This window comes from Candidatus Manganitrophus noduliformans (genome assembly GCF_012184425.1).
Taxonomy (GTDB): domain Bacteria; phylum Nitrospirota; class Nitrospiria; order SBBL01; family Manganitrophaceae; genus Manganitrophus; species Manganitrophus noduliformans.
In genome coordinates, this window is record NZ_VTOW01000009.1 from 24,344 (window position 1) to 38,795 (window position 14,452).

Sequence of the window (14,452 nt, forward strand, 5' to 3'; positions counted from 1 at the left end):
CACGCTCGAGCTTATCCCGTCGAAAGTTTCTACGATTTATCCAAACCGACAACCATCATAAAAAGGAGACGAATCATGGCACCCATTTGCGTGGACGAGGCAAAAGAGGCGGAATTATTTCAGGAAGCAATGAAGGCCCGCGTTTATACAGGCCGGCCGGCACTTCGCTTAGTTCGGAGGGAGGCTGAGGGTCACTTTCCGGAGGCGAAGGACTATATGAGGGAGATCCGACTGGCAAGGCTCTATTTGACCCGATAAAAGAGGATTACGCCACAGAGAGGAGAGTGCTTTCAGTAAACCGTCAAATCATAGGAGGAGTCGATGCGAGAGAACACGGAGATCGCGCAGCTGGAGAAAATGGCGACGCTGGGAGAAAAAGCGGCCGAGGAGTCGTTCTCGTTTTCGGATGCCGTCGCGCTTGCCCAAGTAGGGGCGGCGTTTCGGTACGAGTCGGAAAAGATCACCTTTGTCATCCGACGGCCGGGATGGGTAGGGCGCCTCTTGGGAAAGAGACTCTGCTTCGAGATTTATAACGATCAGGAGCGGTTGCGCTGTCAGGTGAGCGCTTCGTTCGCGGAGTCGCGGTGGGAGAAGCTTCGCTTTGAATTCGGCCGGCTTCCATGGAGGCGGTAATAAAAAAGGGATCAACCAGTTGGAGCTGATTGACCCCTTCGAGAGGGCCCCTTTTCAGGAGACGACTCTTTTTACACTCAAAGATAAGTCTACTGTTTAGGGGTCTTCCTGTCAAGAAAAAACGAAATCAACTTCATTCAAAAACAGGGAGGATACCCACATGGCTAAAAGCAGCGCGCAGAAAAAAGGCGGAAAGTTTATCGCAACCTGGAACGGCGGCCCGCGGTACTCGAGCCACTACAGCAGCCCGCTTCGACATCAGAAAGGGCAGATCGAGCAGGACCGGTTCCTGACCTCCTTCGTCGATCCGAAGGATGGCGCTCGCACCTGGAGCTTCTAACCGAGACCTGTAAACGATAGGGGAGAGACCCGGTTGGAGAATTCAGCCGGGTCTCTCTTTCCGATGGCCCGGATCGGCTTCCCATAGATAGCGGATCATCTTGCGCTCCGGATCCCTCGTGAACGCTTGACGGGTGGAGGTCTCCACCCTTCCTCTTCCCTGAAAGCAAATAGGCTGGAAAACCTCCAGGCATAGACACTTTAATCGGAAATGATCGCTTCTTGGCTCTCGCTGTAATCATTTTTTATATGATAGTCCTACTGGTAAGCTGACGCAGAATGCAATCAATGATTCATCAAAAAGAGAATTCTGCATCTTGATCAGGTCAGATCATCAAGATTCAAGACGCGAGCCCACAGTCGGTACGCGAGCCGGAGTGATTCTGCCTCGGGTTTTCTTATTTTGAGAAATAAAACAAGGCAATCAGGAACTGCTGTTTGATCGACGTGGTTTTTTTAATCCGATATAGGAAGTTGCGGGATTTTGATGAAATTGATAAAATATGTACATCGAATGTACATAAAGGAGGCGTCGCATGAGTTCCCCCGTGATGAGGCATAAGCATCTTAAATTGGATCAGAAGAAGATCGATATCGCCAAGCGTTATTTCGGCGTAAAGTCCGAACAGGAAGCGATCGATAAAGCGCTTTCATTGCTCGTTGAGGAAGAGGAGATCATTCGAACGATGAAACCGCTGAAAGGCCGCCTCAAAGGAGACGATCGAAAATGGCCGTATCTGTAAAAGGGAAGGTCGTTCATGATACAAATGTCTTTGTCGATTATCTGAGGCTTCAGCTTCATTCGGACTGGGTCTTCGGAAACGTGGGGAATGTGATTCGTTTTCTTCCATCCGTTGTCCTGATGGAACTTCGGTTCGGCGCGGATACCCCGCGACGTAAGCGGGCCGTGGACCGCATCAAGGCGGCCTTTCCGGCGAGCCGGCTGATCTCGCCCGACGCGGAGAGCTATGATTGGGCCGGCAGCCTCTTCCGACGTATTCATGGAAACGGAAGCGGTTTAAAAGACCGGCTTGGACCGATGAATGATCTCCTGATCGCCTTGACCGCGAGGGGAATCGGCGCCACCGTGATCACGAGGAGTCTAAAAGAGTTCGAAGGAATCGCCGCTCACGTTCCCGGCTTGAAGTTCTCCTCTCCGGATTGAACAGGGCCATGGAGAGATCAAATAACGTCTAAGGGGCTGCGAACCCCGCTTCCTCCCTGCTTCGGCACATGCGTATAAACCATCGTGGTGCCGGCATCCTTGAGCCCCAGCAGCTTTTGTACCATTCGAATACGGGCGACCCATCTCTTCCGGATGCCTCTTTCCAAGGAATAAAATAAACCGGTGCGCCCATTGGACAGAGGCCTCTTCTGGGTGAATGCTATCATGGCGGAGGCGTATGGCGGCTCTGAGCTGATCGGGGAGTTTCGGTTTGTTGGAAGGGATCAGAGGCGCATTTAAAGACTTCATTTCATCCCCCTTGGCAATATATTGACATTAAGTGCAAACTGGCTTATACAGAAAAGCCAGATGTAAAAGAGACCTCTTTTAGGACGCCTAATACTGTAGCTCTCGGAACTCCATCTTTGTGAGGTCCAAGCATGAAAGCATTCTCCTTTTATGAGACTGATTTTCTCATGACGGCCTATGCTCTTATTCAGCCTTCTGTCGTGTAAAATCAGCCAGGAAAAGGATTGGTTGGCGAACAGCTCATAGCTGGGCTGAGGGTCAGCCCATTATTGGGATATTCTTCCTGCAATCCGCAACATCGACCTTTGATATACCTATATAGATACGAGTGGAAATCCTCAGGTCAGGATGACCATTTCTCCATATTTTGCCAGCGTTCTATCGTGAGTCAGAAGACGCATCGGTTCAATAAGACTTTGAGCCACGAGCATTCGGTCGAATGGGTCCTGATGATGAGGAGGAAGCTTTGAAACCTGAGCTGCATGTTTACCATTGATTGGCAGTTGAAGAAACCCACTCGGTCCCAGCGCAGCCTCGATCTCTGTAACGTCTCCTTCAATTCTTCCAAGCGCAGATTTAATCGCGACTTCCCAAATAGAGGCGGCGCTGACATATACTTCATTATCGGAGTCCGCAATAAGCTGATCGGCTTGCTTGGGAAGCCGCCGATCACCGGTTAACCACCAGAGCATTAAGTGAGTATCCAGGAGCAACCTCATTCTGTTTCTCTCTCAAATGCGGCCCGAATTTCCTCTGGCAGCGGTTTATCGAAGGCCTTGCTGATCTTAAGCTTCCCTTTCATCAGCCCCTTCTTACGTCTTTTTCGCGATGGTTGCACCGATACCAATTTGGCTACAGGCTTTCCTGCTTTGGCGATGACGATCTCCTCACCCGAACCAGCCCGCTCCAATAGCTGGGAGAGATGGGTCTTTGCGTTATGAATATTAACTTGTTCCATATCTGAAGTCTCCAGTAAAAGTTAGACTAAGCTTAGTCCGAATCCAGAGAAATGTCAATCAGGCGAGATTGTTATGTCAAGCCAAAGTAGAAATGTCCTAATCCTACCAAGATAGAAATGTCCGGTTTTAGGATAACGGAGCGCAGGGCTCTTTTTTCTTTCGCAGCCAGGGATGTTTTTTCCAAGGATGCTGCGGTGATGGTTTGGTCCTGGGCCTCTGCGAGGGGTGATTTCGGTGTTTCGTGGGCTTTGAGCGGCCGGGTGGTAATCTGCCGATACCGAAGCCGCCGCTCCTGATGGGTGATCCGCATCGATCCGTCCAGCCGCTCTTCGACGGTCACCCGTTGCGCCCGAAGGTTATCTTCAATCTGATAGAGCTTCCGGTATGGCAAAAAAGCAGAGGGAGATTAATATTAACAGCTGCACTTGAATTATTATCTAATCAAGTGACACATTTTTATTCCCCAAAAAAGAACACTGATGAAATGATAAAGCTGCTTGAAGTCCTACTAAAACAGTACAAGAACGAAGATCGAATTTTCTTTTCATGGGATGCGGCATCTTGGCATGCATCAAAGAAACTTTATGAGAAGGTGAATGAAGTTAATTCACCCGGTTGTCGAGAGATCAATAAAACTCCCATAGTTAAGCGCGCGCCATTGCCCTCTTGCGCTCGATTTCTCAACGTTATTGAATCGATTTTCAGCGGTATGGCAAAGACGATTATTCACAACAGCAATTATTATTCTGTTGAAGATTGCATGGTTGCGATTGACCGTGATTTTACCGAGCGGAATCAATATTTCAAGGAAAATCCAAGAAGGGCAGGGAATAAGCTATGGGGCAAGGAAATTTCAAGGGCTGAATTAAGCGAAAGTAATAATTGCAAAGATCCTAAATATACGAGATGAAAAAAAGCACAGTATCCGGAGCAACAAATTGATGGCCGGCACTGCAGCCTTCTGGCGACTGAACTTTCTCGCTCTCCCACTCCCTGTGCGTTTGCCAATGATCATATCCCACAATTTAACTGCTGATGGTAAGAAAATCCTCTTGTAGCCGATACTCAATAGATTCGCTCAAACGATCGCAGATAATATTCGGAAGGTATTTTCGCCTCACCGAGATTCGATCAATCGAATCCTGGTGTCTTTCCTACCGACCGCGTTCACAAGCCTACGATCAGCCGTCCACAATTCACATTTGACCAGATGAGCCAAGGCAAGATAGGCTGTATCGTAGGTGGTGGGCCGATCGTACTTCGATGCGAGTTCCCATGCTTTTATCCAGAGTGCGTCGTGATGACGCAGCTCAATTGCCAGATCCGAGAGAATCTCCCACGCGCGACGACCTTCTGTAGATGAAAGCTCTTTTCGGAAGACCTTCCTTCTCAAAACAGCGAGGACTTCGAATGCAAACAACCAAGGTGACACCACGTTTCTTCCAGTGGTTTGCCACTCCTCCCACATTGCTGCCACATCTTCGCTCTCTGGCTCAGGGATTACAAGCTTCAGCGCAAAAGAAGCATCAACGCAAACCGCATTCAACGTTTGCTTCCTCTGATCGCTTCAAGATCATCCTCGATTGCATCGTGCTTTTTACCACGTGATGCAATTTTCCGCCTTAATTCGGCGGCGTGTGTTAACACTGTTCTCGTCGTTGTTGTCATCAGACCACCCTGGAGCCGTTTTAGGTCTTCGACGCCGACCAATGCTGCTTTGGGTTTTCCATGGGATAGAAGGAGAATCCGCTCTCCTTCATGGGCTACACTTTCAATCAAGGACGAGAAATGCGCCTTGGCTTCTGCGATATTGACTGTCCGCTCCAAGCTGTCCTCCAATCTATGAATAATGACCTATATGATCATTTTAGTCATAATAGCATCATTTGTCAAAATCATTTAAGGTGCATAGTTTTAGCCGTAATACTCCAATCTTAAGGTGTTAAATCTTGAGTGTTTGTAGGTGAACATTCCTGCAAGACATCCTTCCTGAAACAAACGAGCAGCAAGACCCACCCTGCATCGCATATTTCAATTGGAATTCCTGTCTGACTGAAGCCCTCGTGTGAGCCATTTCTGATCTATTCCAGATTTTAAATGAAAAATCTAGAACAAAATCACTATTTGTACTCTCGTCAAACGAGACCTCCGCAAGTTCACATTTATTTTCAAAATGACGCTGTAGGAAAGAGTCTATATACTTCTCTATATAGTTGTAAAAGGAGGATTTATGGCGACTTCAAAGCAGGCTAATTTTCTTTTGCCGGAAGATTTGCTCGACGAGTTCAGGAAAGCCGTTCCGGGGCGTCAGCAGAGTAAGGTGGTAGCCGAAGCCCTTCGAAAGGAGCTGAAACGGCTTAAACTGAAGAAATCCCTTCAGGACTCTTTTGGAGCCTGGAAGGAGAAGGATCATCCTGAATTGAAGGAAGGGACGGAAGGATTCGTCCGCAGACTCAGAAAGTCGACACGGCTGACCCGTTCGCAATGAAAAATATTGTATTGGATACGGATATCCTCATCAACTTCTTGAGAGGCCAGGAGACCGCGAGAGATTTTCTCTCTTCGCTCATCGATGAAGCAACCCTCTATTGCTCCGTTATCACAGTTGCGGAGATCTTTGCGCGGATGAGAGAGCACGAGAGAAAGAAAACAGAGGAACTTCTGGATAGTTTCAATCTCATCGAAATCACGAAAGAGATCGCTGAAAAAGCGGGAAATTACAAAAACAGGATCAAGAGTCAGACCCTCGAACTGGATGATTGCTTGATCGCCGCGTCGGCCAAGTCAATCGGAGCGATTCTTGCCACAGAAAATATTAAACATTACCCCATGACTGATATCAAAAAGAGGACCGTTTCTGGCAGAAGCAGATAAATTTATCACATCACAAATATTTTGAAGAATCGCAAAACGTAAGCTCTCTAAAAAACCGTTCCTCCCAGATTACATTCTTCCGACCGGAAAGTCCGCCCGAAGCCAATGGTTGAAAAAAATCGATGAATGGGATGAATTACACTTAGAGTCAACAACGCCGTTGGGAATCTTGATTTGCGACGGCCCAGATCATCAAGATTCAAGACGCGACCCCAAGAAGCGTAGCGAACAATCTCAACGACATTGGGAAGGATCATCCTGACCTGCTTGTGGAAACGGCCCGGCGCTGGACGACCGATGCAACGGAAGAGCGTCGCCGGCTCATTCGTCACGCGCTCCGTTCGGCGATCAAACGGGGCGAGCCGGGCGCGCTCGGCGTTCTGGGCTTCGGCAAGAAGGTCAACGTGGCGATTCGTAACGCCACCATCACACCGAAACGTCCCCGAACAGGCGGCTCGGTTGCGATCGGTTTTGAAGTGGTGAACAAGGGCTCGCGTCGGCAACGGGTGCTGGTTGATTTTCGTGTCCACTTCGTGAAGGCCAACGGCAAAACCAGTCCGAAGGCGTTTAAACTCAAAACAATCGAGCTCGCCCCGAAAGAAACCATCCCCCTTCGAAAGACGATCTCATTGACGGAGATGACGACGCGGAAGCACTATCCCGGAACGCACCGGGTGGAGGTCATGTTGAATGGTGCGGTGAACCTGCTGGGATCGTTTGAGTTGGTAAAACGTATCGACTATAAATAGATCTGTCCCCTTTTCGAAAGCGATCTTCACTTATTTTCGTTGGCCTGAGATGTCCGATGAGAAGTATGATAAGGATGCCGCTTTGGTCGAGCGCGATCTAAAATCCTTGAAAGAGATGTTTGATGGAGAATGCTTCCAGACAATTAACGCTGCATAACCCATTCGTTCAGGAGGAGAACCGATGAAAGTGACCAGCCGCTCCATTCAGAACAACAAACGTATTCCCGAAGTGAACGCCGCGGGCGTTCCGGGGCCGAGCGGTCCCGTTCCGGGACAGAACAAGAGCCCGCATATCTCTTGGTCCGACTTCCCGGCGAATACCAAGTCATTCGCAATCATCGTCCACGACCCCGACGTGCCGTCGAAGCCAGACGACGTCAACAAATCGGATCGAACCGTTCCGTACAACCTGCCGCGCGTCGATTTCTATCACTGGGTCCTCGTCGACATTCCGGCGAACATGACCGCGCTGGCCGAAGGGCAAGACTCGGACGGCTTCACCCCCAAAGGAAAGAAGCCGGGGAAGGTCACCTACGGCGTGCGCGGGATCAACAACTACAAGGAATGGTTCGGCAACGACCCTCAGATGGGGGGTGACTATGGCGGCTACGACGGGCCGTGGCCCCCCTTCAACGACGAGCGGCTCCACCACTACCACTTCACCGTCTATGCGCTCGACGTCCCGTCGCTCAAGATGCCGGAGCGGTTCAACGGGCCCGACGCGCTCAAGGCGATGCAGGGGCATATCCTCGATAAAGCGACGCTGATCGGGACCTACGCCCTGAACCCGAACCCGCGGGATTAGATCGCAAATGGAATTCCGCCCCGCGTCTTACGGACGGAGGGGCCGGGTCATCCCTGAGAAAAATCGAAAGGCCCGGTTCCTCGCAGCCCGTTTAATTTCTTGACTCAAAGAAAAAAGTATCATATATAGAGAAGAAGCAAAGGATTTTCAGATATCCTTCGTATCAGGGCACGCTTGGCGAGTGTCATTGCCCGGGCAATGACACTCATCCTTCCAATTCCAGATCCATTACACTGACCTTTCCCGACAACGAAGGCGCTTCAACCGCTCCGAGATTTTGGAAATTCGCCCAGAAGTCGTGGCCGATCGCGCAGATTCTTATCGGTCTGCGGCCCATCGTTCGCGTGTTGTGATTTCACCTAACCGGACCATTTTGGAGTCTCAGAATGCCTCACGAAATCTCTCTGATTTCCACCCTTGCGATGGGGCTTGCCTTCGCATTTTTTTTGGGGTTTATCGCGCTCCGCCTCGGCTTGTCACCGCTGGTCGGCTACCTGCTGGCCGGGATGGCCGTGGGACCGTTCACGCCGGGGTTCGTCGCCGACGGCGCGCTGACGCCGCAACTTGCTGAAATCGGCGTCATCCTCCTGATGTTCGGCGTCGGCATGCACTTTTCGGTGGGGGACCTGATGGCGGTTCGCAGCATCGCGCTGCCCGGCGCCGTCGTTCAGATCGCGGCGGCCACCGCGCTGGGCGCCGGCCTCGCCTCCTGGTGGGGCTGGTCGCTCGGCGCGGGATTGGTTTTCGGACTGGCATTATCGGTCGCCAGCACCGTGGTCTTGCTCCGCGCGCTGGAGGCGGGAAACGTTCTCCACTCGGACAACGGCCGGATCGCCGTCGGCTGGCTCATCGTCGAAGACCTGGTCATGGTGCTCACCCTCGTCTTGCTGCCGGCCCTGGCGGGGTTGCTCGACGGAAAGCCGTCCGGCGGCGCCGAATCGTCGAATGTCGCGGTCGCGCTCGGCGTGACCCTCTTCAAGGTGGCGACGTTCATCGGTTTCATGTTGCTGTTCGGGCGCCGCCTGTTCCCCTGGCTGCTGAAGCGGGTGGAAAGCACCGGCTCGCGCGAGCTGTTCACCCTCGCCGTGGTAGCGATCGCCCTGGGTGTCGCTTTCGGCTCGGCCAAGCTCTTCGACGTATCCTTCGCTCTTGGGGCGTTCTTCGGCGGGGTCGTGATCAACGCGTCCGACGTGAGCCACCGGGCGGCGACCGATCTGAAACCGTTGGAGGACATTTTCGCGGTGCTCTTCTTTGTGTCGGTCGGGATGCTCTTCGACCCCGGCATCCTTGTGCGGCAGCCTTTTCAAGTGTTGGCGGCGGTTGGAATCATCCTGGTCGGCAAGTCGGTCGCGGCGGCGGTCATCGTATTGGCGCTGGGGCGTCCGCTCGATACGGCGCTGATGGTGTCGGCCGCGCTGGCGCAGATCGGCGAGTTCTCATTTATCCTGGGCGGGCTCGGCGTCAGCCTGGGCCTGCTGCCGTCCGAGGGGTACAACCTGATCCTGGCCGGCGCGCTGCTTTCGATCATCCTCAATCCATTTATTTTTCAATTCGCCGCCACCTTGCGGCCCAGTCCGGGTCCGGCCGTCTGACCGATCGATTGAAAAACCGCCGATAGTGTTCATCCTCAGGCTTTTATTCCTTAGGAAATGAAGACAGACTGAAATGTCATCTCTCTCACTCATTCGTTTCAGTGATTTGACTCGGTGTGGAAGGTTGAATTATACAGAACCAAGCGACGACTCGATCGATCCTGGAGAATTCTCCCATTCCAATGCACTTCTTCATAAGGAGGGAAAAGAGGTGGCCGTCAAACGAACCGGGAAGAACACATAAGCGTCTTTCACCGCTAAACCGAAAAAAAGGATTTCCAAATCATGGAAACACGACCCCCGCTTCCTCCGTTTACCTTTGAGACGTCCAAAGAAAAAGTCCAGGCGGCCGAAGATGCCTGGAACAGCCGTGATCCGGAACGGGTCGCTGGTGCTTACACCGAAGACTCACAGTGGCGGAATCGATCGGAATTTTTCAGCGGTCGAGACAAGATCAAAGAATTTCTCAAACGGAAATGGGAAAAGGAGCTCGATTATCGCCTCAAGAAAGAACTTTGGAGCTTTACCGATAATCGAATTTCGGTTCGTTTTGAGTATGAATGGCATGACGACGCCGGATTCTGGTATCGCTCTCATGGAAATGAGCAGTGGGAATTCGCCGAAAATGGCTTGATGAGAAGACGTGAAGCGAGCATCAATGATGTTCCGATCAAAGAGTCCGACCGCAAGTTCCGGTGGGAGCGCACGCCGGTCATGTCGCGGTGAGTTCGGCAATTATCTGAGATAAGAGAGACACATGGAAGTTGTTATCCAAGAAGAGCCGACCGGCTGCGGCTTTGCGAACGTGGCGATGTTGGCAAAACGGCGTTATGCTGAAGTAAAGGCGCTTGCAAACAGCATCGGCATCTTTGCGGCGGATCCCCGGCTTTACTCCGACACGACCTACGTGAGGCGCCTTCTTGCGGAATACGGCATCCGGGTCTCTGAGCAAGAAACGCCGTTCACTTCCTGGGAGAGCCTCCCGGAGAGGGCGCTTCTTTCAATCAAATACCCCGTTGAGGACGGGCAGCCCTTTTGGCACTGGGTGGTCTTTGTCCGGGAAAGCGGAACGCCGGTGGTTCTGGACCCGGCGAAATATCTCTCGAACAACCGAAGAACCGACTACAAGAAGATGCAGCCAAGGTGGTTTATCGAGGTCTTTGGCCTTCCTTCCAAGGCGGGGACCGAGCGTAAAAAGCGGCCTCCCGTTTTATAACTATTTTCATTAAAACGCAGTCAGCGGAACGTTGAATGATGAAAGGAAGAAGACACGCGTCTGATCGAACCCCTGCTGAAAAAGGAGAATAAATCATGGCGATCCTGCGTCGGATTTTAATGGCAACCGACTTTTCGAATTATTCAAAAGAGGCCCTCGACCATGCCGTTTATTTGGCAAAAAACGTCAAGGCGGAGCTGTACCTGTTCCATGTGTTCGAGCAACCGGTCTACAATCCGGCCGCGTCGAGCCGTATCGGCGCAGGGAGCATCGCGGTCCTTGAATGGATTAATAACGTGAGGGAAAAGGAGCGCGGTCGACTGATGACCCTTGCCAAAGAGGTCGGTCGCAAAGGGATCAAGGTTCATCCGATTTTGAAAGAAGGGATTCCGTTCTACGAAATTCTCAAATCCGCCGAAGAAACCTCGGCGGATCTGATCGTGCTCGGCACGCAGGGCCGGACCGGTCTCGACCGCTTCATGATGGGGAGCGTGGCCGAGCGGGTGGCGCAAAAGGCCCCCTGCCCGGTGTATGTCGTCAGGCCCAAGACCCGCGCGGCAATAAAAAAGAGAAGACGCGCAGGCCCGGATTGAATCTTGCGTCTCAAAAAAGGAGTTCGCCCTTGCCTTTTTCGGCGTCATACCTTAACATTTTAAAGAGATTTCCTGAGTTTTCCTTTCCCTCTCACTTCTTCGATCATTCCTTATGGAAGGCCGGCGCTTTCCCGCCGAAGCCATAAAAGAGAGCCGTTTGCGCAATGATCTCTGATTTCCACATTGAATACATTCTCGTCGGCGCTTCTATTCTCATTCTGATCAGCGTCTTCGCCAGCAAAGCCTCGGGGAGATTGGGGGTTCCCTCGCTTCTCCTCTTCATCCTCATCGGCATGCTCGCCGGATCGGACGGACCCGGGGGGATCGAATTTGCCGATTTCCGGCTGGCCCAGTCGCTCGGGGTCATCGCTCTCTCCTTTATTCTTTTTTCCGGCGGCCTCGACACCGATTGGAGAAGGGTTCGTCCCGTCCTCGGAAAAGGCCTTGCCCTCTCCACGCTCGGTGTCCTGATCACGGCGGTGCTGGTCGGCCTCTTTGCCATGCTGATTCTCGATCTCTCATTTATTCAAGGGATGCTTCTCGGGGCGATCGTCTCCTCCACCGATGCGGCGGCGGTTTTCGCGGTCCTTCGGTCGAAGAATGTCAGCTTGCGGGGAAATTTAAAGCCGTTGCTGGAGCTCGAATCGGGAAGCAACGACCCGATGGCGGTCTTCCTCACGATCGGCATGATCGGTCTCTTGTCCGATCCGGGCGCTTCCATGCTCGATCTGATCCCGATGTTCGTTCAGCAGATGGCGGTCGGCGCCCTCCTCGGATACGCGATGGGGAGAGGGATGACCCACCTGGTCAACCGGATGCGGCTGGAGTATGAAGGGCTCTATCCGGTGCTGACCCTCTCTTTGGTTCTCCTCACGTATGGGGCGACCGCCTCGCTTGGAGGGAATGGGTTCTTGGCGGTTTATGTCGCCGGTCTGATGATGGGGAACAGCGACTTCATTCATAAGAAGAGCTTGATGCGCTTTCAGGACGGGGTGGCTTGGCTGATGCAGATTACGATGTTCCTGACCCTGGGGCTGCTGGTCTTTCCATCGCAGCTCGTTCCGGTCATCGGGGCCGGCCTCTTCATTTCGGCCTTTCTGATTTTCGTCGCCCGTCCCCTCGCCGTCTTTTTAACCCTCTTTCCATTCAAGATGGACATTAAAGAGAAACTTTTGTTGGCCTGGGTGGGACTGCGCGGCGCGGTTCCGATCGTTTTAGCGACCTTCCCGCTGCTGGCCGGTGTTCCCCAGGCCGATACCCTCTTCAACCTCGTCTTTTTTATCGTCCTGACCTCCGCCCTTTTGCAAGGATCGTCGATCCCCTGGGTCGCAAGAAAACTCGGGGTCGAAGCCCCCCTTCCCGACCGGTCTCCCTATCCGATCACCTATGGGCCCAATGAAAGGGTCAAGGGGGAGCTGATTGAGATAGAAATCCCGAGCCGCTCTCCCGTGGTCGGAAAACAGATCGTGGATGTCGGCTTTCCCCGGGAAGCCCTGATCGTCTTGATCAGGAGAAAGGATGAATTCCTTGTCTCCACCGGAGCAACGGTTCTTGAACCGGAAGATATTTTATTGATTTTAGGGAATCAAGAAGCCCTTACAAAAGCCCGCTCTTTCATCGAAGGGGATTCATCCACTGAAGGAGTAAGGCCTCTCGCCTGATTGGCCCGAGGGAGGGATCCCCGGCCGGTCGAGAAAAATGGCTTGCGAAGATGCACACGCTAAACCGCAAGGGGAAATAGGGAACGATGAAAGTTGTTCTCCAAGAAGAGCCGACCGGCTGCGGCCTGGCGAGTGTGGCGATGTTGTCCGGACAGAAGTATGCCGCGGTCAAAGCGCTGGCGAACCGCCTCGGCATCTTTGCAGAAGATATCCGGCTTTATTCGGAGACCGGCTACGTCCGGCGCCTTCTGAAAGAATACGGCCTTCAGCAATCCGAAGAAGAGACGCCCTTTACGTCTTGGAAGGAGTTACCGGATCAGGCGCTCCTTGCGATCAAATATCACATCGAAAATGACTGGCCCTTTTGGCACTGGGTGGTGTTCGTTCGAGAAGGGGGAGAGCCGGTCGTTCTCGACCCGGCGAAATATCTCTCGAAGAACCGACTTCGAGGCGATGCAGCCCAAGTGGTTCATCGGGGTCCGGCCGCACGCGGCAGATATCATGGGGCCAAAATCAAGCCGTAAAGAAGCAGGGCCAGAATGATAATCGCCATGGCGGCGTAAAAACGATCACGCTGGCGTACAAACGCGAAGGCCAAGAAGGCCACCCGAGCCACCGGCGTCGCGATTAGTAAGAGGAGTCCCAACTGAATCAAACCGCGGCTGCGGAAAGACAGGGCATCGGCCACGACGCCCGAAACGCTCCGCAGGTCGTCGGGCTCCCCCTGAAAACCGCGGTAGGGGGGAAGGGCTGCGCCGTATCGAATCAGGTAAAGCGACCCGCCGATCAGGACGATCATCGCAGCAACCGTCACGCCGAAGCGGAGCAGATTCCCGACGATCTGTTCGACCCGATGATCGCTCCAGACCTTTTCCGAAACCGCGATCTTCATCTTCATGAACGTTCCCCCTTTTAGAGGCGGCCGGTCCATCCTTTATAAATCATTTCAACCGCCAATATCAGGATCACGCCGGTGAACATGAGCCGTAAGTGCCGCGGCCGCGCGAAGACCAATTGACGCGCTCCCAACAAGGCGCCCGGGAGAACCCCAACATCACCGGCATCGAAAGACCGGGATCGATATAACCCCGACTGAAGTAAATCCCCGCACTGGCCGCTGCGGTCACCCCGATCATAAAATTGCTGGTGGTCGTGGAGACCTTAAACGGAAGCCGCATCGTCCGATCCATCGCGAGCACCTTCAGCCGAAATGTTTGTTTTATCTCTTGCTGTAATCGTCTCTTTGTATTATAATCTTACTAGTAAGATAATCTATTTGGGAGTGATCCAATGTCTGATTTAGCGACAACAAAAATGTCCTCCAAAGGGCAGGTCGTCATTCCGGAGAATATTCGTAAGCGACTGAAATTAAAAGCCGGCTCTCAGTTCGTAGTGGTAGGGGACGAAGATGTGGTGATCCTCAAAGCCATTTCGGCTCCGTCTATGGAAGAGTTTGACACCTTGATCGCAGAGGCCCGTAAACAAGCCAGAGAAGCCGGTTTGAAGAAGGCGGATATCGCTGCTGCAGTTGCGAAGGCCCGGGGCCGGAATTGAGAA

21 protein-coding genes and 2 pseudogenes are annotated in these 14,452 nt (G+C 52.6%); 17 read left to right on the plus strand and 6 right to left on the minus strand.

What is annotated here, in order from left to right; translation table 11 throughout:
- The first annotated feature begins 75 nt into the window (after nucleotides 1–75).
- The 5 genes from MNODULE_RS23195 to MNODULE_RS23215 all read left to right on the plus strand — a co-directional run bounded on the left by MNODULE_RS23195 (nucleotide 76) and on the right by MNODULE_RS23215 (nucleotide 2,137).
- Complete coding sequence (locus MNODULE_RS23195; protein ID WP_168063584.1) at nucleotides 76–258, plus strand: hypothetical protein; 183 nt, start codon at nucleotides 76–78, stop codon at nucleotides 256–258.
- A gap of 63 nt (nucleotides 259–321) precedes the next feature.
- Nucleotides 322–633, plus strand: coding sequence for a hypothetical protein (locus tag MNODULE_RS23200; RefSeq protein WP_168063585.1), 312 nt, complete (start codon nucleotides 322–324; stop codon nucleotides 631–633).
- Nucleotides 634–793: 160 nt separating this feature from the next.
- Entirely contained in the window at nucleotides 794–973 is a 180-nt protein-coding gene (locus MNODULE_RS23205; RefSeq protein ID WP_168063586.1) for a hypothetical protein, read from the plus strand.
- Nucleotides 974–1,508: 535 nt separating this feature from the next.
- On the plus strand, nucleotides 1,509–1,715 hold the full coding sequence (locus MNODULE_RS23210; protein WP_168063587.1) for a hypothetical protein: 207 nt from the start codon (nucleotides 1,509–1,511) through the stop codon (nucleotides 1,713–1,715).
- On the plus strand, nucleotides 1,700–2,137 hold the full coding sequence (locus MNODULE_RS23215; RefSeq protein WP_168063588.1) for a type II toxin-antitoxin system VapC family toxin: 438 nt from the start codon (nucleotides 1,700–1,702) through the stop codon (nucleotides 2,135–2,137). The genes MNODULE_RS23210 and MNODULE_RS23215 overlap by 16 nt, the downstream gene beginning before the upstream one ends.
- A gap of 647 nt (nucleotides 2,138–2,784) precedes the next feature.
- On the opposite strand, the gene MNODULE_RS23220 is transcribed toward MNODULE_RS23215, so the two are convergent.
- Together MNODULE_RS23220 and MNODULE_RS23225 are read right to left on the minus strand one after the other, a co-directional pair.
- Nucleotides 2,785–3,165: a type II toxin-antitoxin system VapC family toxin gene (locus tag MNODULE_RS23220; protein ID WP_168063589.1), complete on the minus strand. Its 381-nt coding sequence runs from the start codon at nucleotides 3,163–3,165 to the stop codon at nucleotides 2,785–2,787.
- Complete coding sequence (locus MNODULE_RS23225; protein ID WP_168063590.1) at nucleotides 3,162–3,404, minus strand: type II toxin-antitoxin system Phd/YefM family antitoxin; 243 nt, start codon at nucleotides 3,402–3,404, stop codon at nucleotides 3,162–3,164. The genes MNODULE_RS23220 and MNODULE_RS23225 overlap by 4 nt, the downstream gene beginning before the upstream one ends.
- Nucleotides 3,405–3,646: 242 nt before the next feature.
- On the opposite strand from MNODULE_RS23225, the gene MNODULE_RS23230 reads away from it, so the two are divergent.
- Entirely contained in the window at nucleotides 3,647–4,315 is a 669-nt protein-coding gene (locus tag MNODULE_RS23230; RefSeq protein ID WP_168063591.1) for a transposase, read from the plus strand.
- A gap of 207 nt (nucleotides 4,316–4,522) precedes the next feature.
- On the opposite strand, the gene MNODULE_RS23235 is transcribed toward MNODULE_RS23230, so the two are convergent.
- A complete protein-coding gene (locus tag MNODULE_RS23235) occupies nucleotides 4,523–4,951 on the minus strand; it encodes a type II toxin-antitoxin system VapC family toxin (RefSeq protein ID WP_168063592.1) in 429 nt (142 codons plus the stop codon).
- Nucleotides 4,948–5,232 carry a type II toxin-antitoxin system Phd/YefM family antitoxin gene (locus MNODULE_RS23240; RefSeq protein WP_168063593.1) on the minus strand — a complete coding sequence of 95 codons (285 nt, stop codon included), beginning with the start codon at nucleotides 5,230–5,232 and terminating at the stop codon, nucleotides 4,948–4,950. Before MNODULE_RS23240 ends, MNODULE_RS23235 begins: the two co-directional genes overlap by 4 nt.
- 403 nt (nucleotides 5,233–5,635) lie before the next feature.
- Between MNODULE_RS23240 and MNODULE_RS23245 the strand changes: the two genes are divergently transcribed.
- The 10 genes and pseudogenes from MNODULE_RS23245 (at nucleotide 5,636) to MNODULE_RS23290 (ending at nucleotide 13,419) form a co-directional block, all read left to right on the plus strand.
- The gene (locus MNODULE_RS23245) at nucleotides 5,636–5,893 is read left to right on the plus strand and encodes a hypothetical protein (protein WP_168063594.1); all 258 of its coding nucleotides are present in this window, start codon (nucleotides 5,636–5,638) and stop codon (nucleotides 5,891–5,893) included.
- Complete coding sequence (locus tag MNODULE_RS23250) at nucleotides 5,890–6,279, plus strand: type II toxin-antitoxin system VapC family toxin (protein ID WP_168063595.1); 390 nt, start codon at nucleotides 5,890–5,892, stop codon at nucleotides 6,277–6,279. The genes MNODULE_RS23245 and MNODULE_RS23250 overlap by 4 nt, the downstream gene beginning before the upstream one ends.
- A 269-nt stretch (nucleotides 6,280–6,548) precedes the next feature.
- Nucleotides 6,549–7,028 (plus strand): hypothetical protein, encoded by a 480-nt coding sequence (locus tag MNODULE_RS23255; RefSeq protein ID WP_168063596.1) that lies wholly within the window; start codon nucleotides 6,549–6,551, stop codon nucleotides 7,026–7,028.
- Between the two features lie 181 nt (nucleotides 7,029–7,209).
- A complete protein-coding gene (locus tag MNODULE_RS23260; RefSeq protein ID WP_168063597.1) occupies nucleotides 7,210–7,833 on the plus strand; it encodes a YbhB/YbcL family Raf kinase inhibitor-like protein in 624 nt (207 codons plus the stop codon).
- A 386-nt stretch (nucleotides 7,834–8,219) separates the two neighbouring features.
- Nucleotides 8,220–9,398, plus strand: a pseudogene (locus MNODULE_RS23265) (cation:proton antiporter domain-containing protein); the annotation flags it as partial.
- Nucleotides 9,399–9,710: 312 nt separating this feature from the next.
- Nucleotides 9,711–10,151, plus strand: coding sequence for a nuclear transport factor 2 family protein (locus tag MNODULE_RS23270; RefSeq protein ID WP_168063599.1), 441 nt, complete (start codon nucleotides 9,711–9,713; stop codon nucleotides 10,149–10,151).
- 31 nt (nucleotides 10,152–10,182) lie between these two features.
- Nucleotides 10,183–10,641 carry a hypothetical protein gene (locus tag MNODULE_RS23275; RefSeq protein ID WP_168063600.1) on the plus strand — a complete coding sequence of 153 codons (459 nt, stop codon included), beginning with the start codon at nucleotides 10,183–10,185 and terminating at the stop codon, nucleotides 10,639–10,641.
- 95 nt (nucleotides 10,642–10,736) lie between these two features.
- Nucleotides 10,737–11,234, plus strand: a complete 498-nt coding sequence (locus tag MNODULE_RS23280; protein ID WP_168063601.1) for a universal stress protein — start codon at nucleotides 10,737–10,739, stop codon at nucleotides 11,232–11,234.
- Between the two features lie 164 nt (nucleotides 11,235–11,398).
- Nucleotides 11,399–12,895, plus strand: coding sequence for a potassium/proton antiporter (locus tag MNODULE_RS23285; RefSeq protein WP_181071188.1), 1,497 nt, complete (start codon nucleotides 11,399–11,401; stop codon nucleotides 12,893–12,895).
- 86 nt (nucleotides 12,896–12,981) lie between these two features.
- Entirely contained in the window at nucleotides 12,982–13,419 is a 438-nt protein-coding gene (locus MNODULE_RS23290) for a hypothetical protein (RefSeq protein WP_202882331.1), read from the plus strand.
- On the opposite strand, the gene MNODULE_RS23295 is transcribed toward MNODULE_RS23290, so the two are convergent.
- Nucleotides 13,395–13,793 carry a DUF1634 domain-containing protein gene (locus MNODULE_RS23295; protein WP_202882332.1) on the minus strand — a complete coding sequence of 133 codons (399 nt, stop codon included), beginning with the start codon at nucleotides 13,791–13,793 and terminating at the stop codon, nucleotides 13,395–13,397. The two genes, MNODULE_RS23290 and MNODULE_RS23295, sit on opposite strands and share 25 nt — an antisense overlap.
- A 14-nt stretch (nucleotides 13,794–13,807) precedes the next feature.
- Nucleotides 13,808–14,097: pseudogene (locus MNODULE_RS23300) on the minus strand (sulfite exporter TauE/SafE family protein); the annotation flags it as partial.
- A gap of 88 nt (nucleotides 14,098–14,185) precedes the next feature.
- On the opposite strand from MNODULE_RS23300, the gene MNODULE_RS23305 reads away from it, so the two are divergent.
- Nucleotides 14,186–14,449, plus strand: a complete 264-nt coding sequence (locus MNODULE_RS23305) for an AbrB/MazE/SpoVT family DNA-binding domain-containing protein (RefSeq protein WP_168063602.1) — start codon at nucleotides 14,186–14,188, stop codon at nucleotides 14,447–14,449.
- The last annotated feature ends 3 nt before the right edge of the window (nucleotides 14,450–14,452 follow it).

What these genes read in the sequence shown, in the direction of transcription:
- MNODULE_RS23225 (WP_168063590.1), bottom strand. Translation starts at nt 3,404, where the DNA reads ATGGAACAAGTTAATATTCATAACGCAAAGACCCATCTCTCCCAGCTA.
- MNODULE_RS23285 (WP_181071188.1), top strand. Translation starts at nt 11,399, where the DNA reads ATGATCTCTGATTTCCACATTGAATACATTCTCGTCGGCGCTTCTATT.
- MNODULE_RS23275 (WP_168063600.1), top strand. Translation starts at nt 10,183, where the DNA reads ATGGAAGTTGTTATCCAAGAAGAGCCGACCGGCTGCGGCTTTGCGAAC.
- MNODULE_RS23280 (WP_168063601.1), top strand. Translation starts at nt 10,737, where the DNA reads ATGGCGATCCTGCGTCGGATTTTAATGGCAACCGACTTTTCGAATTAT.
- MNODULE_RS23290 (WP_202882331.1), top strand. Translation starts at nt 12,982, where the DNA reads ATGAAAGTTGTTCTCCAAGAAGAGCCGACCGGCTGCGGCCTGGCGAGT.
- MNODULE_RS23250 (WP_168063595.1), top strand. Translation starts at nt 5,890, where the DNA reads ATGAAAAATATTGTATTGGATACGGATATCCTCATCAACTTCTTGAGA.
- MNODULE_RS23295 (WP_202882332.1), bottom strand. Translation starts at nt 13,793, where the DNA reads ATGAAGATGAAGATCGCGGTTTCGGAAAAGGTCTGGAGCGATCATCGG.
- MNODULE_RS23260 (WP_168063597.1), top strand. Translation starts at nt 7,210, where the DNA reads ATGAAAGTGACCAGCCGCTCCATTCAGAACAACAAACGTATTCCCGAA.
- MNODULE_RS23195 (WP_168063584.1), top strand. Translation starts at nt 76, where the DNA reads ATGGCACCCATTTGCGTGGACGAGGCAAAAGAGGCGGAATTATTTCAG.
- MNODULE_RS23270 (WP_168063599.1), top strand. Translation starts at nt 9,711, where the DNA reads ATGGAAACACGACCCCCGCTTCCTCCGTTTACCTTTGAGACGTCCAAA.
- MNODULE_RS23245 (WP_168063594.1), top strand. Translation starts at nt 5,636, where the DNA reads ATGGCGACTTCAAAGCAGGCTAATTTTCTTTTGCCGGAAGATTTGCTC.
- MNODULE_RS23305 (WP_168063602.1), top strand. Translation starts at nt 14,186, where the DNA reads ATGTCTGATTTAGCGACAACAAAAATGTCCTCCAAAGGGCAGGTCGTC.
- MNODULE_RS23215 (WP_168063588.1), top strand. Translation starts at nt 1,700, where the DNA reads ATGGCCGTATCTGTAAAAGGGAAGGTCGTTCATGATACAAATGTCTTT.
- MNODULE_RS23200 (WP_168063585.1), top strand. Translation starts at nt 322, where the DNA reads ATGCGAGAGAACACGGAGATCGCGCAGCTGGAGAAAATGGCGACGCTG.
- MNODULE_RS23210 (WP_168063587.1), top strand. Translation starts at nt 1,509, where the DNA reads ATGAGTTCCCCCGTGATGAGGCATAAGCATCTTAAATTGGATCAGAAG.
- MNODULE_RS23205 (WP_168063586.1), top strand. Translation starts at nt 794, where the DNA reads ATGGCTAAAAGCAGCGCGCAGAAAAAAGGCGGAAAGTTTATCGCAACC.
- MNODULE_RS23220 (WP_168063589.1), bottom strand. Translation starts at nt 3,165, where the DNA reads ATGAGGTTGCTCCTGGATACTCACTTAATGCTCTGGTGGTTAACCGGT.